The sequence below is a fragment of the Bosea vestrisii genome, assembly GCF_030144325.1.
GTDB classification, from domain to species: Bacteria; Pseudomonadota; Alphaproteobacteria; order Rhizobiales; family Beijerinckiaceae; genus Allobosea; species Allobosea vestrisii_A.
Window position 1 is genome coordinate 1,748,067 of sequence record NZ_CP126307.1, and the last position, 18,048, is coordinate 1,766,114.

Below are 18,048 nucleotides of genomic sequence, written 5' to 3' on the forward strand. Positions count from 1 at the left end.
GCCGCCCCCCGCGGCGCCTCTCTTGGCTTCATCGATCGAGCGGAGAGGCTAGCACGTGATTGTGGCGTGACCAGCACTCAGGCGCGATACCCCACAGGCGCTCCGCTTATTGTGAAGCGTCGTCAGGGCAGCCAGGGCGGTGCACGATCCGTGCCGATCAGCTCTTCATAAGTCTGGCGCGGCCGCGTAACGGCGAATTTGTCGCCCTTCACCAGTACTTCGGCGATCAGCGGGCGTTGATTATAGGTCGAGGACATGCTGGCGCCATAGGCGCCGGCGGTCATGAAGGCGATCAAGTCACCGGGCTTCAACTCTGACAAATCGCGCCCGGTGGTGAAGGTGTCGCCTGATTCGCAAATCGGTCCGACCACGTCATAGGCGATCGTCTTCGCGCCTTCCGCCGGCTCTGCCACCGGCCAGATCTCGTGATAGGCCTCGTACATCGCCGGCCGCAGCAGGTCGTTCATCGCCGCGTCGACGACGAGGAACTGCTTGGTCGGGCGAGGATTGAGATGCAGCACCCTGGTCAAGAGGATGCCGGCATTGCCGACGATCAGCCGCCCCGGCTCGAAGCCGAGCTCGGCGTCGAGCCCTTCGGTTACCCTGGCAACCATCGCGGCGTAGGCCTCGATCAGACCGGGGCCATGATCGAATTCCCTGGGAATGTCGTAGGGGATACCGAGCCCGCCGCCGAGATCGAGCCGGTCGACGCGGTGCCCTTCAGCCCGCAGCGCCAACACGAGGTCGCGCATCTTGGCATAGGCCGCCTCGAAGGCGTCGACCTCGCGGATCTGGCTGCCGATATGCACGGCAAGGCCCATGATCCTGACGCCCGCCATGTTGGCGGCGCGGGCATAGAGCCGGTGCACCTCCTCGAAGGAGACGCCGAACTTGTTGGCGGAGGAGCCGGTGGTGATCTTGGCGTGACCACCGGCGCCGATGTCGGGATTGACCCGAAACACCGCTTCCTGACGCTTGCCCAGGCGCTGCGCGACCTTCGACAGGAGGTCTAGCTCGCCCTCCGTCTCGATATTGACCTGGAAGATGCCGGCCTCGACGGCGAAGGAAAGCTCGCTCTCAGCCTTGCCGACGCCGGAGAAGACGATCTTGTCGGCCGGGAAGCCCGCCGCGAGCGCTTTGCGGATCTCGCCCTCGGAGACCGTATCGGCGCCGGCACCGAGCGCCGCCAGCGTCTTCAGCACACCGAGATTGCTGTTCGCCTTCATGGCGTAGAAGACATGCGCCGGCTTGCCCGGCGCGGTCGACTTCATCGCCGCTTCATAGAGGCGGTAATGCCGCTCGATCGTGGCCGAGGAATAGATGTAGACCGGCGTTCCGACCTTCTCCGCGATCTCGCGCAGGTCGACATCCTCGGCGAAGAGCGCGCCGTCGCGATAGGCAAAGTGATGCATCGGGGACTCAGAGCAACGGGTCGAGCACGAAAAACTTTTCGGGAACCTCGATCGCCTTGTTGCGCTTCGGCGGCTTGCCAAGCGGCGAGGCGTCCGTCGCGAAAGTGTTCTCCACGGCGCCAGTCTGCTTGTCCGGCAGGTCGATCGCATTCTTGGCGTTCGGCGGCGGCTCCAACGGTCCACGGCGGCCGCAAGCCGCGAGCGCGAGGCCGAGCAGGCCGACCACCAGCACGGTGCGGCCGAGTTTCAGGCGGGATTGCGGCACGAACGATGATCCTTGGGCGAAGCTTCGGGACGAGTGTAGCGAATGGCGTGCAAGCTTGCGAGCCTTTGCGCCGGGATCATGGCTGCGGCTTCGCGTCCTTGGCGAGCAGCTTCAGCCAGCGCCTGGCCTGCCGCTTCACATTGACGGGAGCGGTACCGCCATAGCTGGTGCGGCTCTTCACCGAGCGCTCGACACCGAGCACGGCGAAGATCTCGTCGCCGATCTTCGGCTCGACCTCCTGCATTTCGGCAAGCGAGAGCTTCTCCAGCCCGACGCCCTTGGCCGAGGCGATGCCGACGAGCCGGCCGGTGACATGGTGGGCGTCACGGAACGGCATCTTCAACACGCGCACCAGCCAGTCGGCGAGATCGGTCGCCGTGGCATAGCCGAGCCCAGCCGCCTTCTTCATCGTCTTCAGGTCGGGAGACATGTCGCGGACCATTCCGGCGCTCGCAGCGAGGCAGAGCGACAGGGTCTGCACTGCGTCGAAGGTGCCTTCCTTGTCCTCCTGCATGTCCTTGGAATAGGTCAGCGGCAGGCCCTTCATCATCGTCAGCATGCCCTGCAGCGCGCCGAATACCCGCCCCGCCTTGCCGCGCACCAGTTCGGCCGCATCGGGATTACGCTTCTGCGGCATGATCGAGGAGCCGGTCGAGAACTTGTCTGAAAGCTTGACGAAGCCGAATTGCGGCGTCGCCCACAGCACGATCTCCTCGGCGAGGCGCGACAGGTGCATGGCGCAGATCGAGGCGGCCGAGAGTGTCTCCAGCACGAAATCGCGGTCCGAGACCGAATCGAGCGAGTTCGCCGTCGGACGTGTGAAGCCGAGCGCCTTGGCGGTCATGTGCCGGTCGATCGGGAAGGAGGTGCCGGCGAGCGCGGCGGCGCCGAGCGGACATTCGTTCATGCGCTCGCGCGCATCCCTGAGCCGGCTGCGGTCGCGCGCCAGCATCTCGACATAGGCGAGCAAATGGTGACCGAAGGTGACCGGCTGGGCCGATTGCAGATGGGTGAAGCCCGGCATCACCGCGCCGGCATAGGTCTCGGCCTTCTGCGCCAGCGCAAGCTGGAGGTCGGCGACCTGCTCGTCGAGCTGGTCGAGCGCATCACGCACCCAGAGCCGCATGTCGGTGGCGACCTGGTCGTTGCGCGAGCGGGCGGTGTGCAGGCGCCCGGCGGCGAGCCCGATCCGCTCCTTGAGATTGCTCTCGATGTTCATGTGGATGTCTTCGAGCGCGCGCGAGAACGTGAAGCGCCCGGCTTCGATCTCGGCCTCGATGCCCTTGAGTCCGGCCGAGATCACGTCCACGTCCTCACGGGTCAGGATACCGGTCTCAGCGAGCATGGCGGCGTGCGCCAGCGAGCCGCGGATGTCCTGGCGCCACAGGCGCTGGTCGAAATCGATGGAGGCGTTGATCTCCTCCATGATGGCGTCGGGACCTGTGGCGAAACGCCCACCCCACATCCGGTTGCTCACATCAGTCTTTCCTGCTTTTGAGGACGTGCGATGACGTCTCGGTCGAAAATGGTGGTGGCCTGCGGGGGCCTGGCGCTGCTGGTATTTGGCGGCGTTGCGGCCTTCTACTCCGTGCGGGGGGCGGCGGGCAATTCCACTTGCAGCGCAGCTACAGCGAAAGTGGAGGCGCTACGTCCCCTCGCGAAGGGCGAGGTCGCGGCCGTTGAGGTCGCAAAGCAGCCCGTGCTGCTGCCTGATCTCGCCTTCAACGGCCCGGACGGCAAGCCGACGACGCTGTCAGCCTTTCGCGGCAAGACGGTGCTGGTCAATCTCTGGGCGACCTGGTGCCTGCCCTGCCTGACCGAGATGCCGGCACTCGATGCGCTCCAGGGCGCGCTCGGCAGCCCGGACTTCGAGGTGGTCGCGATCAATATCGACACGCGCCATCCCGACAAGCCGAAGAAGTGGCTGGCCGACAAGAACATCTCTCGCCTCGCCTATTATGCAGACCCGCAGGCCAAGGTCTTCCAGGACATCCGCGCCGTGAAGAAGGTCGAGGGCATGCCGATCAGCCTGCTGATCGATCCGGCCGGCTGCGAGCTCGCCTTGCTCCAGGGCCCGGCCGAATGGGCAGGAGCCGACGCCCAGGAGATGATCTCGACTGCGATCGGCCGGCGCTGACCATCACGCTCAATCGATCACGACGCTGACACGCACAAGAGCGACAAGCGGCCCGGGCCTCATCCTTCGATCGTAAGATCGCGGGATGTGAACCCGTACCCGCCGAGCCAATTACAACACGGTCTGCCGTCGGCGACGCGGGCCCCACCGATCGTACAGGAGCGATGCGATGATCCGATTCGACATGAGTACAGTGCGCCACGCCGCCCGAACGACCCTTCGCCTGGCGATGAGCGGCCTTCTGGTCGCCGGGCTGACAGCGAATGCGCAGGCGCAGGAGCGTACCGCGATTTCCGGAACCACGGTCTCGCTGACGCCGCTGAAGGGCTTTGCCCCGTCGGCCAAGTTCGCCGGCCTGGAGAACGTCGAGGCGAAAGCCTCCGTGCTCGTCGTCGAATTGCCGCCCGAGGCGCATCCGCAATTGTCGGCGCTGTTCACCAATCTGGAGACGGCGAAGACCAACTTCGCGAAGCAGAACATCACCATCGATGACGCCGAGGACATCGAGACCGCAGCTGGCACGGGCCGCATCCTGACCGGCCAGCAGGCGTTGGGCGCTGCGACCTTCGACAAATGGATCGTGCTGCTCAAGGGCGCCAAGACCGTGATGATCACGGTGCAGGCGCCGGATGATTCCGATCTCGATGGCGATGATGTCGTCGCCATGCTGAAGACCGTCTCGCTGGGGGCGGAGCCGACGCTCGACCAGAAGCTTGCGGCCCTGCCCTTCCGTGTCCGCGCCGCCGAGCCCTTCCGCGTCGTCGATACCTTCGGTGGCCTCGGCGTGTTGATGACCTCCGGCCCGCTGAACGTCGACCCGAAGGGCTCGCAGCCGATGCTGATCGTCAGCTATCAGACGGGCGGCCAGGTCGCCGCCGGCCAACTGGCCGCTGTCGGTGAAAAGCTGCTGTCGACGACGCGCGGTTTCGAGAAGGCCGAGATCACCAAGCGCGACACGGTCGCCTTCGCCGGCAGCGATAGCGGCGCGATGCTCTCGGGCAAGACCACGGAGGGTGCGGTCGCCAAACGCTTCGTCCAGTACATCGGCCTGGGCGCGGATGGTCGCTTCGTGCGCATGATCGTCAGCGCCGACGAAGCCACGTTCCCGACGCTGGAGCCGGCGATAAAGACGATCGCCGACAGCATCACCTTCGCCAAATAGGCCAGATGGCGCAGCCGGTCCCGGCCTGGGGTCGCCGATCTGCAACATTTGCCATGGCCGGCCGGCTGTTCCATACGCTGCCGGCCATGAGCTACACCATCGGCCTCGCCACCACTTTCCATGACCCGGCCATCGCCATCATCGACCCTGGCGGGGAGGTCCTGTTCGCCGAGGCCACCGAGCGCTATTTGCAATACAAGCGGGCGCCGAACTGCGAGCCGGACACGGCGGTGCGGATGGAAAGCCTGCTCAAGCGCTATATTCCCAAGGGCGCGCAGATCAGGCTCGCGACCAGCTGGGGCGAGGAATTCACCGGCTTCCTCGACCAGATGAGCCGCGGTGGCGCCTTCAGCCTCGACTCCCTCCTCAAGCTCTCGCCGGCCTTCAATCGCTCCCTCGTGCCGGAGCGCAGCGAGCGCGCCTTGATCGCCTCGTTGCATCACCAGCAGCAGCGTGCCGGCCTCGGCACCTTGCTCGGGCTCGACCGCGCCTTCGGCGAGGCGAAGGTCACCGGGATCAAGCGCTACGGCCATCATCTCAGCCATGCCGCCTACGCCTCATGGTCGTCGCCCTTCCGCGATGCCGCCTGCCTCGTCGTCGACGGCATGGGCGAGACCGGCGCTTCCGCGATCTTCGCGCTCAGGAATGGCCGCCTCACCGAGCTGAAGCGCCATCGCGGCCGGGAATCGATCGGCTTCTATTTCGGCTTCGTCACCGACCTCGCCGGCTTCGACCAGGCCAAGGGCGAAGAATGGAAGATCATGGGGCTCGCGCCCTATGGCCGAAGCGATCCTGAATTGCTCGCTTTGCTGCGCAAGCTCTATCGCGTCGAGGGCACGAAGCTTACCTTCGCCGATGCCGCGACGGTCCAGCAGGTCGCCGCCGATATCCTCGCCCGCCGCCCGGCCGACGCGCTCGACAGGGGCTGGGCCGATCTCTCGCGCTGCGGCCAGGACGTCTTCGCCGAGATGATGGAAGCGCTGCTCGTCGAGACCGCCGCGCTCTGCCCATCCGAGAATCTCGTACTAGCCGGCGGCTGCGCGCTGAATTCCTCCTTCAACGGCAAGATCGTTGGCCGCCACGGCTTCCAGCAGGTCTATGTCCCGTCCGCCCCGGCCGATGACGGCAACGCGATCGGCGCCGCCTGGCTCGCCCATGCCGAGGCAAATCCGGACTGGCAGGCGCCCAAGGGGCCGATGACGCCCTATCTCGGCTCTGGTCTCTCGACCGAGCCCTTCGAGCGCATGGCCGCCTGGGAGCCCAGACTGCGCAAGCTCTCACCCGACGAGATCATCACCGCGACGGCGAAGCTCCTGGCCGAAGGCAAGCTGATCGGCTGGGCACAGGGGCGGGCCGAGTTCGGGCCGCGCGCCCTCGGCAATCGCTCGATCCTGGCCGATCCGCGCCCGGCCAACGCCAAGGACCTCCTCAACGCCAAGGTGAAGTATCGCGAGGCCTTCCGACCCTTCGCGCCCTCGATCCTGGCCGAGCACGGCCCCGACTGGTTCGAGGACTACCAGGACTCGCCCTATATGGAGCGTACCCTTGTCTGGAAGCCGGAGGTGCGTTCGCGCGTTCCCGCCGTCGTCCACGAGGATGCGACCGGGCGCCTGCAGAGCGTCACCGCTGAGCGCAATCCGCGCTACCACGCGCTGATCAAGGCGTTTCACGAGCTCACCGGCGTGCCGGTGATCCTCAACACCTCGTTCAACATCATGGGCAAGCCGATCCTGCACAGCAGCGAGGACGCCATCCTGATGTTCTATACGAGTGGGCTCGATGCGCTCGTGGTCGAGGACTGGCTGCTGGTGAAGTGATCGCCTACCGGACCGTGGCCTACGATGTCACGGCGTGCTAGCCAAGCGAAATGACCGCCCAAAAACCGCAGTTCTGGATTGTCGCCGGGCCCAACGGCGTCGGCAAGACCACTTACGCCTTCCGGCATATCAGGGCGGTCTCGGGCAGCACGAGCTTTGTCAATCTCGACGAGATCGCGCGTGGCCTTTCCCCACTCGACCCGTCGGCCGAGCAACAACGCGCAGCCCGTGTAGCGCTGGCAATGACCCGGTCATTGATCGCCGAAGGGCGCTCATTCTCGATAGAGACGACCTTGTCGGGTAAAACGCACCTGCGCACGATCACTGCCGCGCGTGAAGCCGGCTTCGCAATCAACCTGCTCTTTTTCCTGGTCGCCTCGCCGGAAGTATCGCTGTCGCGCATCGCCCGCCGCGTGAGCGAAGGCGGGCATGACGTTGCCGAAGCCGATGTTCGCCGCCGCTTCGATAGAGCGATATCCAACTTGCCGACCTATATCGGCTCCGTCGATCAGTGGCGCGTCTTCAACAACGCCACATTGCGCCCGCAGGTCGTAGCCGAAGGGCAAAGGGGCTGCCTCGCTCTCATGGAGCGATCTGACAGCCTGCCGAAGGCGCTCTGGAGCGCCCTCGAAGCATTGCCCGCCTGCGCCGAAGCTTGAGCGGACTCAGCTCGCCTGCTTGACAGCGATGCCCTTCTCTTCGAGCAGCGCCTGCAGCTCGCCGGCCTGGAACATCTCGCGGGTAATGTCGCAGCCGCCGACGAACTCGCCCTTGACGTAGAGCTGCGGGATCGTCGGCCAGTTCGAATAGGCCTTGATGCCCTCGCGGATCTCCTGATCCTCGAGCACATTGACGCCCTTGAACGGCACGCCGACGTACGAGAGAATCTGCACGACCTGACCGGAGAAGCCGCACATCGGGAATTGCGGCGTGCCCTTCATGAAGAGCACCACGTCGCTGGACTTCACTTCGGCGTCGATACGGGCGTTCACATCGCTCATGGCTTTATCTCCAAATGCGGGTTCAAGGCCCGCCGGATGAACTCGTTCTAATCTTGGGGAACCGTCGTCGTCAGCGCAAGGGCATGCAGCACGCCGCCCATGTTTCCTTGCAAGGCGGCATAGACCATCTGGTGCTGCTGGACGCGTGACTTACCCTTGAAGGCGGCCGAGGTCACTGTCGCGGCATAGTGGTCGCCATCACCGGCGAGATCCTTGATCTCGACGACGGCGTCGGGGAACGCCGCCTTGATCATGCGCTCGATCTCGCTTGCTTCCATCGCCATGGTGGTCTCCTCAAGCGGCCTTGCCGGCCATGTAGTCCGGCAGCCAGCTCTCATGAATCTTGCGCAGGGCGGCGATCGAAACGGCGGACTCACCCGGCAGGGCTAGCTCGCTGCCACCGGTCTTGCCGATGATCTCAGCCGGTACGCCCGCGGCCTTCGCCTCCGCGACAACCGCCTCAGCGGCGCCGGCCGACAGCGAGAGCAGGTAACGGCCCTGGTCCTCTCCGAACAGCACCGCATGAGCTGGCCCCGCGGGCAGAGCCGCGATGGTGGCGCCGATGCCCTTCGCCATCGCCATCTCGGCGAGCGCGACGGCGAGGCCGCCATCCGAGAGGTCATGACAGGCAGTGAGACGACCCGCGGTGATCAGCGAGCGCACGAACTCGCCATTGCGGCGCTCGACGACGAGATCGACCGGCGGCGGCGCGCCCTCTTCGCGGCCGCAGACCGTCGCAAGATAGGAGGACTGGCCGAGCCAGCCCTTGGTCTCGCCGATCAGGACGATTGCCTCGCCCTCGGCCTTGAAGCCGATCGTCGCGTGCTTGGTCACGTCGGCGAGCACGCCGACACCGCCGATCGTCGGGGTCGGCAGGATCGAGACGCCGTTGGTCTCGTTGTAGAGCGAGACATTGCCGGAGACGACCGGGAAGTCGAGCGCCTTGCAGGCCTCGCCGATGCCGCGGATGCAGCCGACGAGCTGGCCCATCACCTCGGGCCGCTCCGGATTGCCGAAATTCAGGTTGTCGGTGATGGCGAGCGGCAAGGCTCCCACCGCGGTCAGGTTGCGCCAGGCTTCAGCGACCGCCTGCTTGCCGCCTTCGAACGGATCGGCCTCGCAATAGCGCGGCGTCACGTCGGCGGTCATGGCGAGGCCCTTCGGCCCATCCTCGATGCGCACGATGCCGGCATCGCCGCCGGGCGTCACCGCCGAATTGCCGAGGATCAGCGTGTCGTACTGCTCGTAGATCCAGCGCTTCGACGAGAGATCGGGTGAGCCGACCAACGCGAGCAGCGCCTCGGCGTTCGACATCGGCGGAGTGACGCTGGAGGCCTCGATCACCGGCCGCTTCGGCGTCTCGACCCAGGGCCGGTCATATTCGGGAGCCTCGTCGCCGAGTTCCTTGATCGGCAGGTCGGCCATCGTCTCGCCGTCATGCTTGACGACGAAGCGCAGCGTGTCGGTGGTCTTGCCGACGACGGCGAAGTCGAGACCCCATTTGCGGAAGATCGCCTCGGCCGGCTCCTCATGGCCCGGCTTGATCACCATGAGCATGCGCTCCTGGCTTTCCGACAGCATCATCTCATAGGCGCTCATCTGGTCTTCGCGGCAGGGCACCGCGTTGAGATCGAGCTCGACGCCGAGATCACCCTTGGCACCCATCTCGACGGCCGAGCAGGTCAGGCCGGCCGCGCCCATATCCTGGATCGCGTCGACATGGCCGGCTGCCATGATCTCGAGGCAGGCTTCGAGCAGGAGCTTCTCGGCGAAGGGATCGCCGACCTGCACGGTCGGCCGCTTCTCCTCGGCGCCCTCGCCGAAGGCGGCCGAGGCCATGGTCGCGCCATGGATGCCGTCGCGGCCGGTCTTGGAGCCGAGATAGACGATCGCCTTACCGACGCCCGAGGCCTTGGCGTAGAAGATCTCGTCGGTGCGTGCGAGGCCGACCGCCATGGCGTTGACCAGGTTGTTGCCGTCATAGCGCCGGTGGAAGCCGGTGGCGCCGCCGACATTCGGCACGCCGAAGGAATTGCCGTAGCCGCCGATGCCGGCGACGACGCCGGAGACGAGATGGCGCGTCTTCGGATGGCTGGGATCGCCGAAGCGCAGCGCATCCAGCACCGCGATCGGGCGCGCGCCCATGGTGAAGACGTCGCGCAGGATGCCGCCGACGCCGGTGGTCGCACCCTGATAGGGCTCGATGAAGGAGGGGTGGTTGTGGCTCTCCATCTTGAAGACCACGGCGAGCCCGTCGCCGATATCGATCACGCCGGCATTCTCGCCCGGGCCCTGGATCACCCATGGCGCCTTGGTCGGCAGCGTCTTCAGATGGATCTTCGACGACTTGTACGAGCAGTGCTCGTTCCACATCGCCGAGACGATGCCGAGCTCGGTGATCGACGGCTCGCGCCCGATCAGGTGCAGGAAGCGCTGATATTCGTCCGGCTTGAGGCCGTGCTCGGCGACCAGCTGCGGGGTGATCTTGATGTCGTTGGGAATCACGCGGCCTGTTCCTGACGGAGGGGGCGAGCGCAGGGCTCGATCACAAGCGGGGGCAATAGCCTAAAAGCGGCGGCTGAGACAATCGCGGCGGAGCGCACAGATTGAACGGCACGCACATGATGTGTATGTTCTACACATCTCATACACATCGAGGCTGCCATGCGCACAAATATCGAGCTCGATGACGACTTGCTCGCCGAGGCTATGGAGGCAACGGGCTTGCCGACCAAGCGCGCGACCGTGGAAGAAGCGTTGCGGATTCTCGTGCGCGAGCATCACGCACGGCGCGCCCTCCGGGATTTGATGGGTTTGGGCTGGGAAGGGGACCTCGACGAGATGAGGACCGATCTCACAGACCCTCAGCGCCTGTGATTGCGGTCGATTCGTCCGTCTGGATCGCGCTTCTGCGCCGAACGCCCTCTCAAGCTGTCACTCGCCTGAATGCGATCGAAAGCGCGAGATCAATCCTCGTCGGTGACATTGTGCTCCTAGAAGTGTTGCGCGGCGCTCGTGATGAAGCTCATGCCGCTGCGATCGAAAAGCGACTGCGCCGTTTCCAGCTACGGCCGATGCTGTCTCCTGAGCTGGCGTCTCAGGCTGCGCGCCACTATCGCAAGCTGCGCGGCCTCGGCGTGACGATCCGAAAATCACCCGATCTCGTGATCGCGACTTACTGCATCGCGCATGGGCATCATCTTCTGCATCAGGATCGCGATTTCGAACCTTTCGCCCAGCATTGCGGCCTGCTGATCGCGTGATGCTACCCCACCCCGATCTCCGCCATGGCCGCGCGCAGCTTCGCCGGGATCGGCACCGGCGTCTGCGGGCCGCGCTCGACATAGACATGAGTGAATAGCCCTTGCGCCGCCGTCAGCGCACCGCCCTGGCGGAAAATCCCGATGCGATAGGTCACAGAAGAGCGCCCGAGCTTCTCGACCGCCAACGCACCTTCGACGATCTCCGGGAAGGCGACGCTGTCGAAATAGTCGCACCGTGTGCCGACCACGAGCCCGACGATCTTGCTCTCCTTCACGTCGAGGAAGCCCTGCTCGATCAGCCAGGCGTTCACCACCGTATCGAACCAGTTGTAGTAGATCACGTTGTTGACGTGACCGAAGACGTCGTTGTCGGCCCAGCGCGTCGGGATCGTGCGGAACAGGCGGAAATCAGCCCGCCCGAGCCTGACCGGCTTCTCGCTCATCGCTCTCCCCCGCCCGCCTTGTCGCCGGTGCCCATCTCAACCGCGCCGAGCGCGTCGGCCAGCCGTGCCTTGGCGGAGCCTGGCCTAAGCGGCTTCTGCTGACTCTCATGCGGTGCCCAGCCGGAAAGCCAGACGACCTCGAAGGTCGCGCGCAGGCGGCCGTCTGGATCGGAAAAGCGCTCGGCATAGAGTTCGGCTGCCCGCAGCAGCACGCCGCGGCGCAGCGGCTTGCGGCTGCGCTCGGTGAGCACATTGGCCCAGCCCATGGCGCGCAGATCACGCAAGAGCCCGAACATGTCGCCATAGCGCACGGCGACGCTCTCGCTGTCGATGACGGGCAGCGCAAAGCCCGCGCGCTGGAGCAGGCTACCGAGGTCACGCAGATCGGCGAAAGGCGCGACGCGCGGGCTCGCACCGCCGGTCACCTCGACTTCTGCCGTAAGCAGCGACTGGCGCAATTCTGTCAGGCTCTGGCCAGCGAGCAGGCAGGCGATGAAGAGGCCGTCCGGGCGCAGGCTCCGCCTGATTTGCACCAGCGTGCCGGGTAGGTCGTTGACGGCGTGCAAGGACAGGAGGGAGGCGATGAGATCGAGCGATTCCGCCGTGAAGGGCAACGCCTCCAGATCGCCAACCAGGCCGGCGCTGGCGTCTGGCACTTCCGCTATGCGCAGCAGTTCGCCTGCCCGCGCCCGCAGCGCCTGATCCGCCAGTGGCAGCGGCGTGCCGAGATCGGCCGCCCGCTCGAAGCGCCTCAGCACCGCAGAAAGTCGCTCGTCGAGATCGGCGACGCAGCGCGCCAACAAAAAATCGGGATAGCCGGCTGCGAGCGCTGCCGCGAGGCGGCGGCGATAGAGCGCGCGGTCGAAGACGACGGAGCTCACCGCGCGCCTCGCTTCATTCCATTCCTTCGAGCTCAATGATCAGCCCTTCGATCATCTTGAGCCCGATCTGCCAGAAGGCCGGATCGCGCGCATCCAGGCCAAAGGGCTTCAAGAGCTCGGAATGATGCTTGGTGCCGCCGGCCGAAAGCAGCGCGAAATAGCGCTCCTGAAAGCCCGAGGCCGAGTTCTGGTAGACGCCGTAGAGCGAGTTAACCAGGCAATCGCCGAAGGCATAGGCGTAGACGTAAAACGGCGAGTGGATGAAGTGCGGGATATAGGCCCAGAAGGTCTCGTAACCTGGCCCGAGCCGGATCGCGGGGCCCAAGCTCTCCGATTGCACGCTGAGCCAGAGATCGCAGAGATTCTCCGCCGTCAGCTCGCCCTGCCGACGGGCTTCGTGGACCTTGCGCTCGAAGGAATAGAAGGCGATCTGGCGCACGACCGTGTTGATCATGTCCTCGACCTTGGCCGCCAGCATCGCCTTGCGCTGCTTTTGATCCGTGGTCCCGTCGAGCAGCTTGCGGAAGGTCAGCATCTCCCCGAACACGCTCGCCGTCTCGGCCAGCGTCAGCGGCGTCGGCGCCATCAGCGCCCCGTTCGGACCGGCGAGAACCTGGTGCACGCCGTGGCCGAGCTCGTGCGCCAGCGTCATCACGTCACGCGGCTTGCCCTGGTAGTTGAGCAGCACGTAAGGGTGCGCCGACGGGACGGTCGGATGCGCAAACGCGCCCGGCGCCTTCCCGGGGCGGGCCGGCGCATCGATCCAGCTTTCGTCGAAGAAGCGCTGTGCGATCCCCGCCATCTCCGGCGAGAAGGCGCCATAGGCCGAGAGCACCGTGTCGCGCGCTTCCGTCCAGGGAATCGTGCGCTGCTCGACCTTGGGCAGCGGCGCGTTGCGATCCCAATAGTCGAGCACCTCCTGGCCGAACCAGCGCGCCTTCAGCTTGTAGTAGCGGTGCGACAGGCGCGGATAGGCATCGCGCACCGCCGCGACCAGCGCATCGACCACCTCGCGCTCGACCCGGTTCGCCAGATGACGCGAATCGGCGACATCCTCGAACTTGCGCCAGCGGTCCGAGATCTCCTTGTCCTTGGCGAGCGTGTTGGTGATCAGGCCGAAGGTGCGCAAATGCTGGCGGAAGACCGTGCCGAGCACTTCAGCCGCCTCCTTGCGCACGGCGCCGTCGGCGTCCTGCAGCCGGTTCAGCGTCAGTTCGAGGGTGAGATCGTCGTCACCGACCTTGAAGCGCAGCGAGGCGATGGTCTCGTCGAAGAGCCGATTCCAGGCGCCGTGGCCGGTGACCGACTTCTCGTGGAAGAGTTCCTCGATCCGATCCTCGAGTTGGTGCGGCTTGTCCTTGGCGAGATCGTCGAGCCAGGGCTTCCAGTGGCTGAGCGGCGCCTGCGCCGCGACCTTGGCCAGCACCGCCTCGTCGATCCGGTTGAGCTCGAGCCCGAAGAACAAGAGCTCGGTCGAGATCGCGGTGACCTTGTCCTGCGTGTCGCCGTAGAATTTGGCGCGCTGCGGGTCGGTGGTGTCGCCGGAATAGATGAGGCCAGCATAGGACATGATCTTGCCGACCAGGTCCTCGAGCCGCTCATAGGCCTTGACGGCTTCGGTGAGCGCCGCGCTGGCATCGTCGCGTGCGGCAAGCGCCGCGAGCTTGCCGCGATAGAGCTCGGCGAAACGCCGCGCCTCAGCTGCCGCGCGCTCGACATCGGCGGCGAAAGCAGGCGAATCCATCGCCGGATAAAGATGCGTAAGGTCCCATTCCGGCAGGGCGCCGAGCGCCTCGGCCGCGCCCCCGGCATGGGCGGCGCGGGCAGGTGCGGGACGGTCGAAGGGGCGGGTCATGTCGTCGTCAGCCTCGGCCTGTCGGGAAGGATTGTGGCCCCCTCATATGCGCGGGCTGCCGCCCGCGATCAACGGCGACGCTGTCACAGGCGCCGATTTCCTGCCAGCTTCGCCGGCTTAAGCGGCGCTTAACCGTTCTCCTCGACAGTGACCCGAAACGGAACAGCCGATTCCGGCTAACAGTCTGGCCTGTCGAGGTTTCATGTCAGCAACCATCCTCGTCGTCGACGATGATCCCGTACAGCGCCGGCTGCTCGACGCGATGCTGAAGCGCTTCGGTTACGAGGTCGCGCTGGCAGAAGGCGGCGAGCAGGCCCTAGCCGTCCTCGTCGACGAATCGCGGCGCATCGACTGCCTGATCCTCGATCTCGTCATGCCCGGTCTCGACGGCATGGGCGTGCTTGCGGCGCTGCGCGAGCGTGGCAGCGAAGTGCCTGTGATCGTGCAGACCGCGAACGGCTCGATCGAGACCGTGGTCACGGCGATGCGCGCCGGCGCCGTCGATTTCGTGGTCAAGCCGGCCGGCGCCGAGCGCCTGCAGATCTCGCTCAAGAACGCGCTCAAACTCGGAGCTCTCGAGCACGAGATCCGCTATATGAAGCGGCGCGCCTCCGGCCAGCTCGGCTTTCGCGATCTCGCCAGCAAGAGCCAGGACATGGGCCGCGTCATTCAGCTGGCCGAACGCGCTGCCCGCTCCAACATCCCGATCCTGATCGAAGGCGAATCCGGCGTTGGCAAGGAGGTGCTGGCCCGCGCCATCCAGGGCACCAGCGACCGCAAGGGCAAGCCCTTCGTCACGGTCAATTGCGGCGCGATCCCGCATAATCTCGTCGAATCCATCCTGTTCGGCCACGAGAAGGGCTCGTTCACCGGCGCGACCGAACGCCATATCGGCAAGTTCGTCGAGGCCAATGGCGGCACCCTCTTCCTCGACGAGGTCGGCGAACTGCCGCTCGATGCGCAGGTCAAGCTGTTGCGCGCCATCCAGGAGAGCGAGGTCGACCCGGTCGGCGGCAAGAAATCCGTGCGCGTCGACATCCGCATCATCTCTGCGACCAACAAGAGCCTGCTGGAGCAGGTCAAGCGCGGCGAGTTCCGCGAGGACCTCTATTATCGGCTCAACGTCTTCCCGATCACCTTGCCGCCCTTGCGCCGTCGCCGCGAGGACGTCGCCGACCTCGCCCGCGGCTTCCTCGCCCGCTTCGCCGCCGAAGAAGGCCGCAAGCTGCGCGGCATCAGCGCCGAGGCGCTCGGCCTGCTCGCCGACTACGACTGGCCGGGCAATGTCCGCCAACTCGAGAATGCGATGTTCCGCGCCGTCGTGCTCTCCGATGGCGACGAACTGACCGTGGCCGAATTCCCGCAGATCGCGGCGCAGATGGACGGTTTCGACGTCCGGATTCCACCTGCGCCGGCCTCGATCGCCGCCGAGCCGCGCGGCGAGGCGCCGCCGCGCATCATCCAGGTGCCAGTGCGCGATCCCAATGCGCTCGATCTCGTCGCCGGCTCCGACATGCGCACGCTCGACGAGCTGGAGCGCGAGATCATCCGGTTCGCCCTCGCCCATTATCGCGGCCACATGTCCGAGATCTCGCGCAAGCTCGGCATCGGCCGCTCGACGCTCTACCGCAAGCTCAAGGATTACGGGCTGATCGAAGGCGAGGACGTCTCCGACGGCGCCGACGCGGCTTAAGTCCGTCAAAATCGAAACGCGCTCTGCGACTCACAGGGACGGGTTGCAGAGGGCGAATATCGGCCGCTGTTGCAGGGCGGCATCTTGTCGAAGCAGGTCGAGTCACGCAGTTATCGGCGTGGATCGGCAAGGACCGGGGAAGTTAATCGATGCGCCTTCGCCGCCTGGTGGAAACCGTCTCAGCCACCGCTCTTGGTCTCGCGCTCCTGCTCGCTCCAGCGACTGCCCAGGAGACCACCGGCGAACTCGGCATTCCGCTGCCCGAACAGCCGGCCCTGGTCATCGTGAAGCGCGATGCCGAGCCGCAGAGGCTCGATATCCCCGCTCCGGCCGAGGTCACGCTCGATCTGCGCCCGTCCACAGATCTGCAGTCGGCCGAGGCCGCCGAGGCCAAGGACATGGTCACCGGCGCGCTCTCGACCCAACCGGATCGCAGCCTGACCGAGCCCGAGCTCGATTTGCCCGAACCGGAGATGCCGCCGGTCGACCCGGCGCTGACCAAACCGATCGAGCCGGTGCAACCGCAGCTGGCCAAGCCGGCCGCACCGCAGATCGACCTGCCGCCTTTGCCCGATGTCGCGGTCACGCTGCCGGCCGGGCTCGAGCTCTCCGGCCGGATCGCCGCCCAAGCCGAGATCGCAGCGGCGCTGCCGCGCCTGTCCGCTCGCGAGCGCGCCGATATCGTCGCCGCCTATGCCGCCAACGAGAACCGGCCGTTCTGGATCGACGGCAAGGATCTCAGCGCCGCCGGCAAGCAGATCGCCGCCCGTCTCGGCCATGCCGGCGAGGATGGCCTGCGCACCGGCGACTACCTGCTGCCGGTCTTCGAGGCGAACGACAAGGACAGCCTCGCCGCGGCCGATATCCGGCTCTCGGCGCTCGCTGTGCTCTATGCTCGCGACGCCCGCGGCGGACGCATCGATCCCCGTCGCCTCTCGAAACTGATCACGCCGAAGCTCGAGCTGCCGTCGGCGACAGAGGTGCTGTCCGAGCTCACGGGCTCTGCCGATGCCGGCGCAGTGCTTGCCGCCTACAATCCCCAGCACGCAGGCTACCAGCGCTTGAAGGCCAAGCTCGCCGAGCTGCGCATACACAAGCCCGAGACGCCCGTCGCTCGCATCCCGGCCGGCCCCGCCCTCAAGGTCGGCATGCGCGATGCCCGCGTGCCGCTCGTCCGCGCCCGGCTCGGCCTCGGCAGCAGCGAGGAGCCGGTCTTCGACCGCTCGACCGCGCTGGCGCTGGCCGATTTCCAGAAGCAGGCCGGCTTGCGCGCCGACGGCGTGCTCAGCGACCAGACCGTCGCCGCGCTCGCGATGCCGCCCTCGACGCGGCTGGAAAGCGACATCGTCGCCCAGATGGAGCGTTGGCGCTGGCTGCCGACGGATCTCGGCGAGAACCGTATCGTCGTGAACATCCCCGAGTACAAGATGCGCGTCATGCATGGCGAGAAGCTGGTGCACGAGGCACGCGTGATCGTCGGCAAGCCGGAATCGGCGACGCCGGTCTTCTCGCACAAGATGGATCACGTCGTCGTCAATCCGTCCTGGTTCGTGCCACCCTCGATCCTGAAGAAGGAATTCCTGCCAGGGCTCGCCAACGATCCGAACTATGGCGCCAGGCGCGGCTACGTCGTGACGCGCGGCAAGAACGGCAACATCTCGGTGCGCCAGCCGCCGGGCGAGCGCAATGCGCTCGGCTGGATCAAGTTCATGTTCCCGAACGACCATGCCGTCTATCTGCACGATACGCCGAACCGCAGCCTGTTCGGTGCCGGCAAGCGCGCCTTCAGCCATGGCTGCGTGCGCGTCGAGAATCCGTTCGCCCTCGCCGACCAGGTGCTCGGGCCGGAATGGACAGCCGAGCGGCTGAAGCGGCTGATCGGTTCTGGCGAGCGCACCATCAAGCTGCCGCAGCCTTTGGCGATCCACCTCGTCTACGAGACATTCGTCGTCAACGAGGCTGGTGCGGTCTCCACATTCGACGACATCTACGGTTTCCACAGGCTGGTGCGGAACGCACTCGAGCAACGTTCCTGACCATCTCGGCCTGGGAAAGTCCCATTCGGCACGGTTTCGCCATGATCTGCCGGTAGCGAGCAATCTTGCTTGCCGGATTCCGG

At 65.9% G+C, this 18,048-nt stretch carries 17 protein-coding genes; 8 read left to right on the forward strand and 9 right to left on the reverse strand.

The genetic code is table 11. The annotated features are described in order from the left end of the window. Nucleotides 1-122 precede the first annotated feature (122 nt). The 3 genes from lysA to argH all read right to left on the reverse strand — a co-directional run bounded on the left by lysA (nucleotide 123) and on the right by argH (nucleotide 3,154). Nucleotides 123-1,412 (reverse strand): diaminopimelate decarboxylase, encoded by a 1,290-nt coding sequence (gene lysA, locus QO058_RS08705; RefSeq protein WP_284171634.1) that lies wholly within the window; start codon nucleotides 1,410-1,412, stop codon nucleotides 123-125. Nucleotides 1,413-1,419: 7 nt separating this feature from the next. After that, nucleotides 1,420-1,677 (reverse strand): LPS translocon maturation chaperone LptM, encoded by a 258-nt coding sequence (lptM, locus tag QO058_RS08710; protein WP_284171635.1) that lies wholly within the window; start codon nucleotides 1,675-1,677, stop codon nucleotides 1,420-1,422. A 76-nt stretch (nucleotides 1,678-1,753) separates the two neighbouring features. Next, a complete protein-coding gene (argH, locus tag QO058_RS08715; RefSeq protein ID WP_284171636.1) occupies nucleotides 1,754-3,154 on the reverse strand; it encodes an argininosuccinate lyase in 1,401 nt (466 codons plus the stop codon). Between the two features lie 30 nt (nucleotides 3,155-3,184). Here argH and tlpA point away from each other — a divergent pair, with 30 nt between their 5' ends. The 4 genes from tlpA (at nucleotide 3,185) to QO058_RS08735 (ending at nucleotide 7,452) form a co-directional block, all read left to right on the forward strand. Continuing rightward, nucleotides 3,185-3,814 carry a thiol:disulfide interchange protein TlpA gene (tlpA, locus tag QO058_RS08720; protein ID WP_284171637.1) on the forward strand — a complete coding sequence of 210 codons (630 nt, stop codon included), beginning with the start codon at nucleotides 3,185-3,187 and terminating at the stop codon, nucleotides 3,812-3,814. A 169-nt stretch (nucleotides 3,815-3,983) separates the two neighbouring features. Continuing rightward, entirely contained in the window at nucleotides 3,984-4,976 is a 993-nt protein-coding gene (locus QO058_RS08725) for a hypothetical protein (RefSeq protein ID WP_284171638.1), read from the forward strand. Between the two features lie 86 nt (nucleotides 4,977-5,062). Beyond that, nucleotides 5,063-6,793 carry a carbamoyltransferase family protein gene (locus tag QO058_RS08730; protein ID WP_284172849.1) on the forward strand — a complete coding sequence of 577 codons (1,731 nt, stop codon included), beginning with the start codon at nucleotides 5,063-5,065 and terminating at the stop codon, nucleotides 6,791-6,793. A 50-nt stretch (nucleotides 6,794-6,843) separates the two neighbouring features. Continuing rightward, on the forward strand, nucleotides 6,844-7,452 hold the full coding sequence (locus QO058_RS08735; protein ID WP_284171639.1) for an AAA family ATPase: 609 nt from the start codon (nucleotides 6,844-6,846) through the stop codon (nucleotides 7,450-7,452). Between the two features lie 6 nt (nucleotides 7,453-7,458). Here the strand turns inward: QO058_RS08735 and grxD are convergent, their stop codons facing one another. The 3 genes from grxD to purL are packed head-to-tail and all read right to left on the reverse strand — an operon-like array spanning nucleotide 7,459 to nucleotide 10,299. After that, the gene (gene grxD, locus QO058_RS08740; RefSeq protein WP_091836387.1) at nucleotides 7,459-7,794 is read right to left on the reverse strand and encodes a Grx4 family monothiol glutaredoxin; all 336 of its coding nucleotides are present in this window, start codon (nucleotides 7,792-7,794) and stop codon (nucleotides 7,459-7,461) included. A 47-nt stretch (nucleotides 7,795-7,841) separates the two neighbouring features. Continuing rightward, nucleotides 7,842-8,078: a BolA/IbaG family iron-sulfur metabolism protein gene (locus tag QO058_RS08745; protein WP_110491483.1), complete on the reverse strand. Its 237-nt coding sequence runs from the start codon at nucleotides 8,076-8,078 to the stop codon at nucleotides 7,842-7,844. Nucleotides 8,079-8,088: 10 nt separating this feature from the next. Then, complete coding sequence (gene purL / locus QO058_RS08750; protein WP_284171640.1) at nucleotides 8,089-10,299, reverse strand: phosphoribosylformylglycinamidine synthase subunit PurL; 2,211 nt, start codon at nucleotides 10,297-10,299, stop codon at nucleotides 8,089-8,091. A gap of 159 nt (nucleotides 10,300-10,458) precedes the next feature. Between purL and QO058_RS08755 the strand changes: the two genes are divergently transcribed. Then, nucleotides 10,459-10,671 carry a type II toxin-antitoxin system VapB family antitoxin gene (locus QO058_RS08755; RefSeq protein WP_284171641.1) on the forward strand — a complete coding sequence of 71 codons (213 nt, stop codon included), beginning with the start codon at nucleotides 10,459-10,461 and terminating at the stop codon, nucleotides 10,669-10,671. Further along, nucleotides 10,668-11,057, forward strand: a complete 390-nt coding sequence (gene vapC / locus QO058_RS08760) for a type II toxin-antitoxin system VapC family toxin (protein ID WP_284171642.1) — start codon at nucleotides 10,668-10,670, stop codon at nucleotides 11,055-11,057. Before QO058_RS08755 ends, vapC begins: the two co-directional genes overlap by 4 nt. Before the next feature lie 2 nt (nucleotides 11,058-11,059). Here vapC and QO058_RS08765 read toward each other — a convergent pair whose 3' ends face one another. Genes QO058_RS08765 through QO058_RS08775 form a run of 3 tightly spaced genes read right to left on the reverse strand, consistent with a single transcriptional unit; the run spans nucleotide 11,060 to nucleotide 14,236 of the window. Then, nucleotides 11,060-11,500, reverse strand: coding sequence for an acyl-CoA thioesterase (locus QO058_RS08765; protein WP_284171643.1), 441 nt, complete (start codon nucleotides 11,498-11,500; stop codon nucleotides 11,060-11,062). Further along, complete coding sequence (locus QO058_RS08770; RefSeq protein ID WP_284171644.1) at nucleotides 11,497-12,381, reverse strand: methyltransferase domain-containing protein; 885 nt, start codon at nucleotides 12,379-12,381, stop codon at nucleotides 11,497-11,499. The genes QO058_RS08765 and QO058_RS08770 overlap by 4 nt, the downstream gene beginning before the upstream one ends. 13 nt (nucleotides 12,382-12,394) lie before the next feature. Further along, nucleotides 12,395-14,236 (reverse strand): M3 family oligoendopeptidase, encoded by a 1,842-nt coding sequence (locus tag QO058_RS08775; protein WP_284171645.1) that lies wholly within the window; start codon nucleotides 14,234-14,236, stop codon nucleotides 12,395-12,397. Between the two features lie 202 nt (nucleotides 14,237-14,438). Between QO058_RS08775 and QO058_RS08780 the strand changes: the two genes are divergently transcribed. After that, nucleotides 14,439-15,929, forward strand: a complete 1,491-nt coding sequence (locus QO058_RS08780) for a sigma-54-dependent transcriptional regulator (protein ID WP_284171646.1) — start codon at nucleotides 14,439-14,441, stop codon at nucleotides 15,927-15,929. 149 nt (nucleotides 15,930-16,078) lie between these two features. Further along, nucleotides 16,079-17,965, forward strand: a complete 1,887-nt coding sequence (locus tag QO058_RS08785) for a L,D-transpeptidase family protein (RefSeq protein ID WP_284171647.1) — start codon at nucleotides 16,079-16,081, stop codon at nucleotides 17,963-17,965. Nucleotides 17,966-18,048 lie beyond the last annotated feature (83 nt).

Excerpts from the sequence above, each read along its gene's own strand:
- QO058_RS08735 (WP_284171639.1), top strand. The coding sequence starts at position 6,844 with ATGACCGCCCAAAAACCGCAGTTCTGGATTGTCGCCGGGCCCAACGGC.
- QO058_RS08765 (WP_284171643.1), bottom strand. The coding sequence starts at position 11,500 with ATGAGCGAGAAGCCGGTCAGGCTCGGGCGGGCTGATTTCCGCCTGTTC.
- QO058_RS08755 (WP_284171641.1), top strand. The coding sequence starts at position 10,459 with ATGCGCACAAATATCGAGCTCGATGACGACTTGCTCGCCGAGGCTATG.
- tlpA (WP_284171637.1), top strand. The coding sequence starts at position 3,185 with ATGACGTCTCGGTCGAAAATGGTGGTGGCCTGCGGGGGCCTGGCGCTG.
- QO058_RS08725 (WP_284171638.1), top strand. The coding sequence starts at position 3,984 with ATGATCCGATTCGACATGAGTACAGTGCGCCACGCCGCCCGAACGACC.
- QO058_RS08745 (WP_110491483.1), bottom strand. The coding sequence starts at position 8,078 with ATGGCGATGGAAGCAAGCGAGATCGAGCGCATGATCAAGGCGGCGTTC.
- QO058_RS08775 (WP_284171645.1), bottom strand. The coding sequence starts at position 14,236 with ATGACCCGCCCCTTCGACCGTCCCGCACCTGCCCGCGCCGCCCATGCC.
- QO058_RS08730 (WP_284172849.1), top strand. The coding sequence starts at position 5,063 with ATGAGCTACACCATCGGCCTCGCCACCACTTTCCATGACCCGGCCATC.
- QO058_RS08785 (WP_284171647.1), top strand. The coding sequence starts at position 16,079 with ATGCGCCTTCGCCGCCTGGTGGAAACCGTCTCAGCCACCGCTCTTGGT.
- QO058_RS08780 (WP_284171646.1), top strand. The coding sequence starts at position 14,439 with ATGTCAGCAACCATCCTCGTCGTCGACGATGATCCCGTACAGCGCCGG.
- lysA (WP_284171634.1), bottom strand. The coding sequence starts at position 1,412 with ATGCATCACTTTGCCTATCGCGACGGCGCGCTCTTCGCCGAGGATGTC.
- grxD (WP_091836387.1), bottom strand. The coding sequence starts at position 7,794 with ATGAGCGATGTGAACGCCCGTATCGACGCCGAAGTGAAGTCCAGCGAC.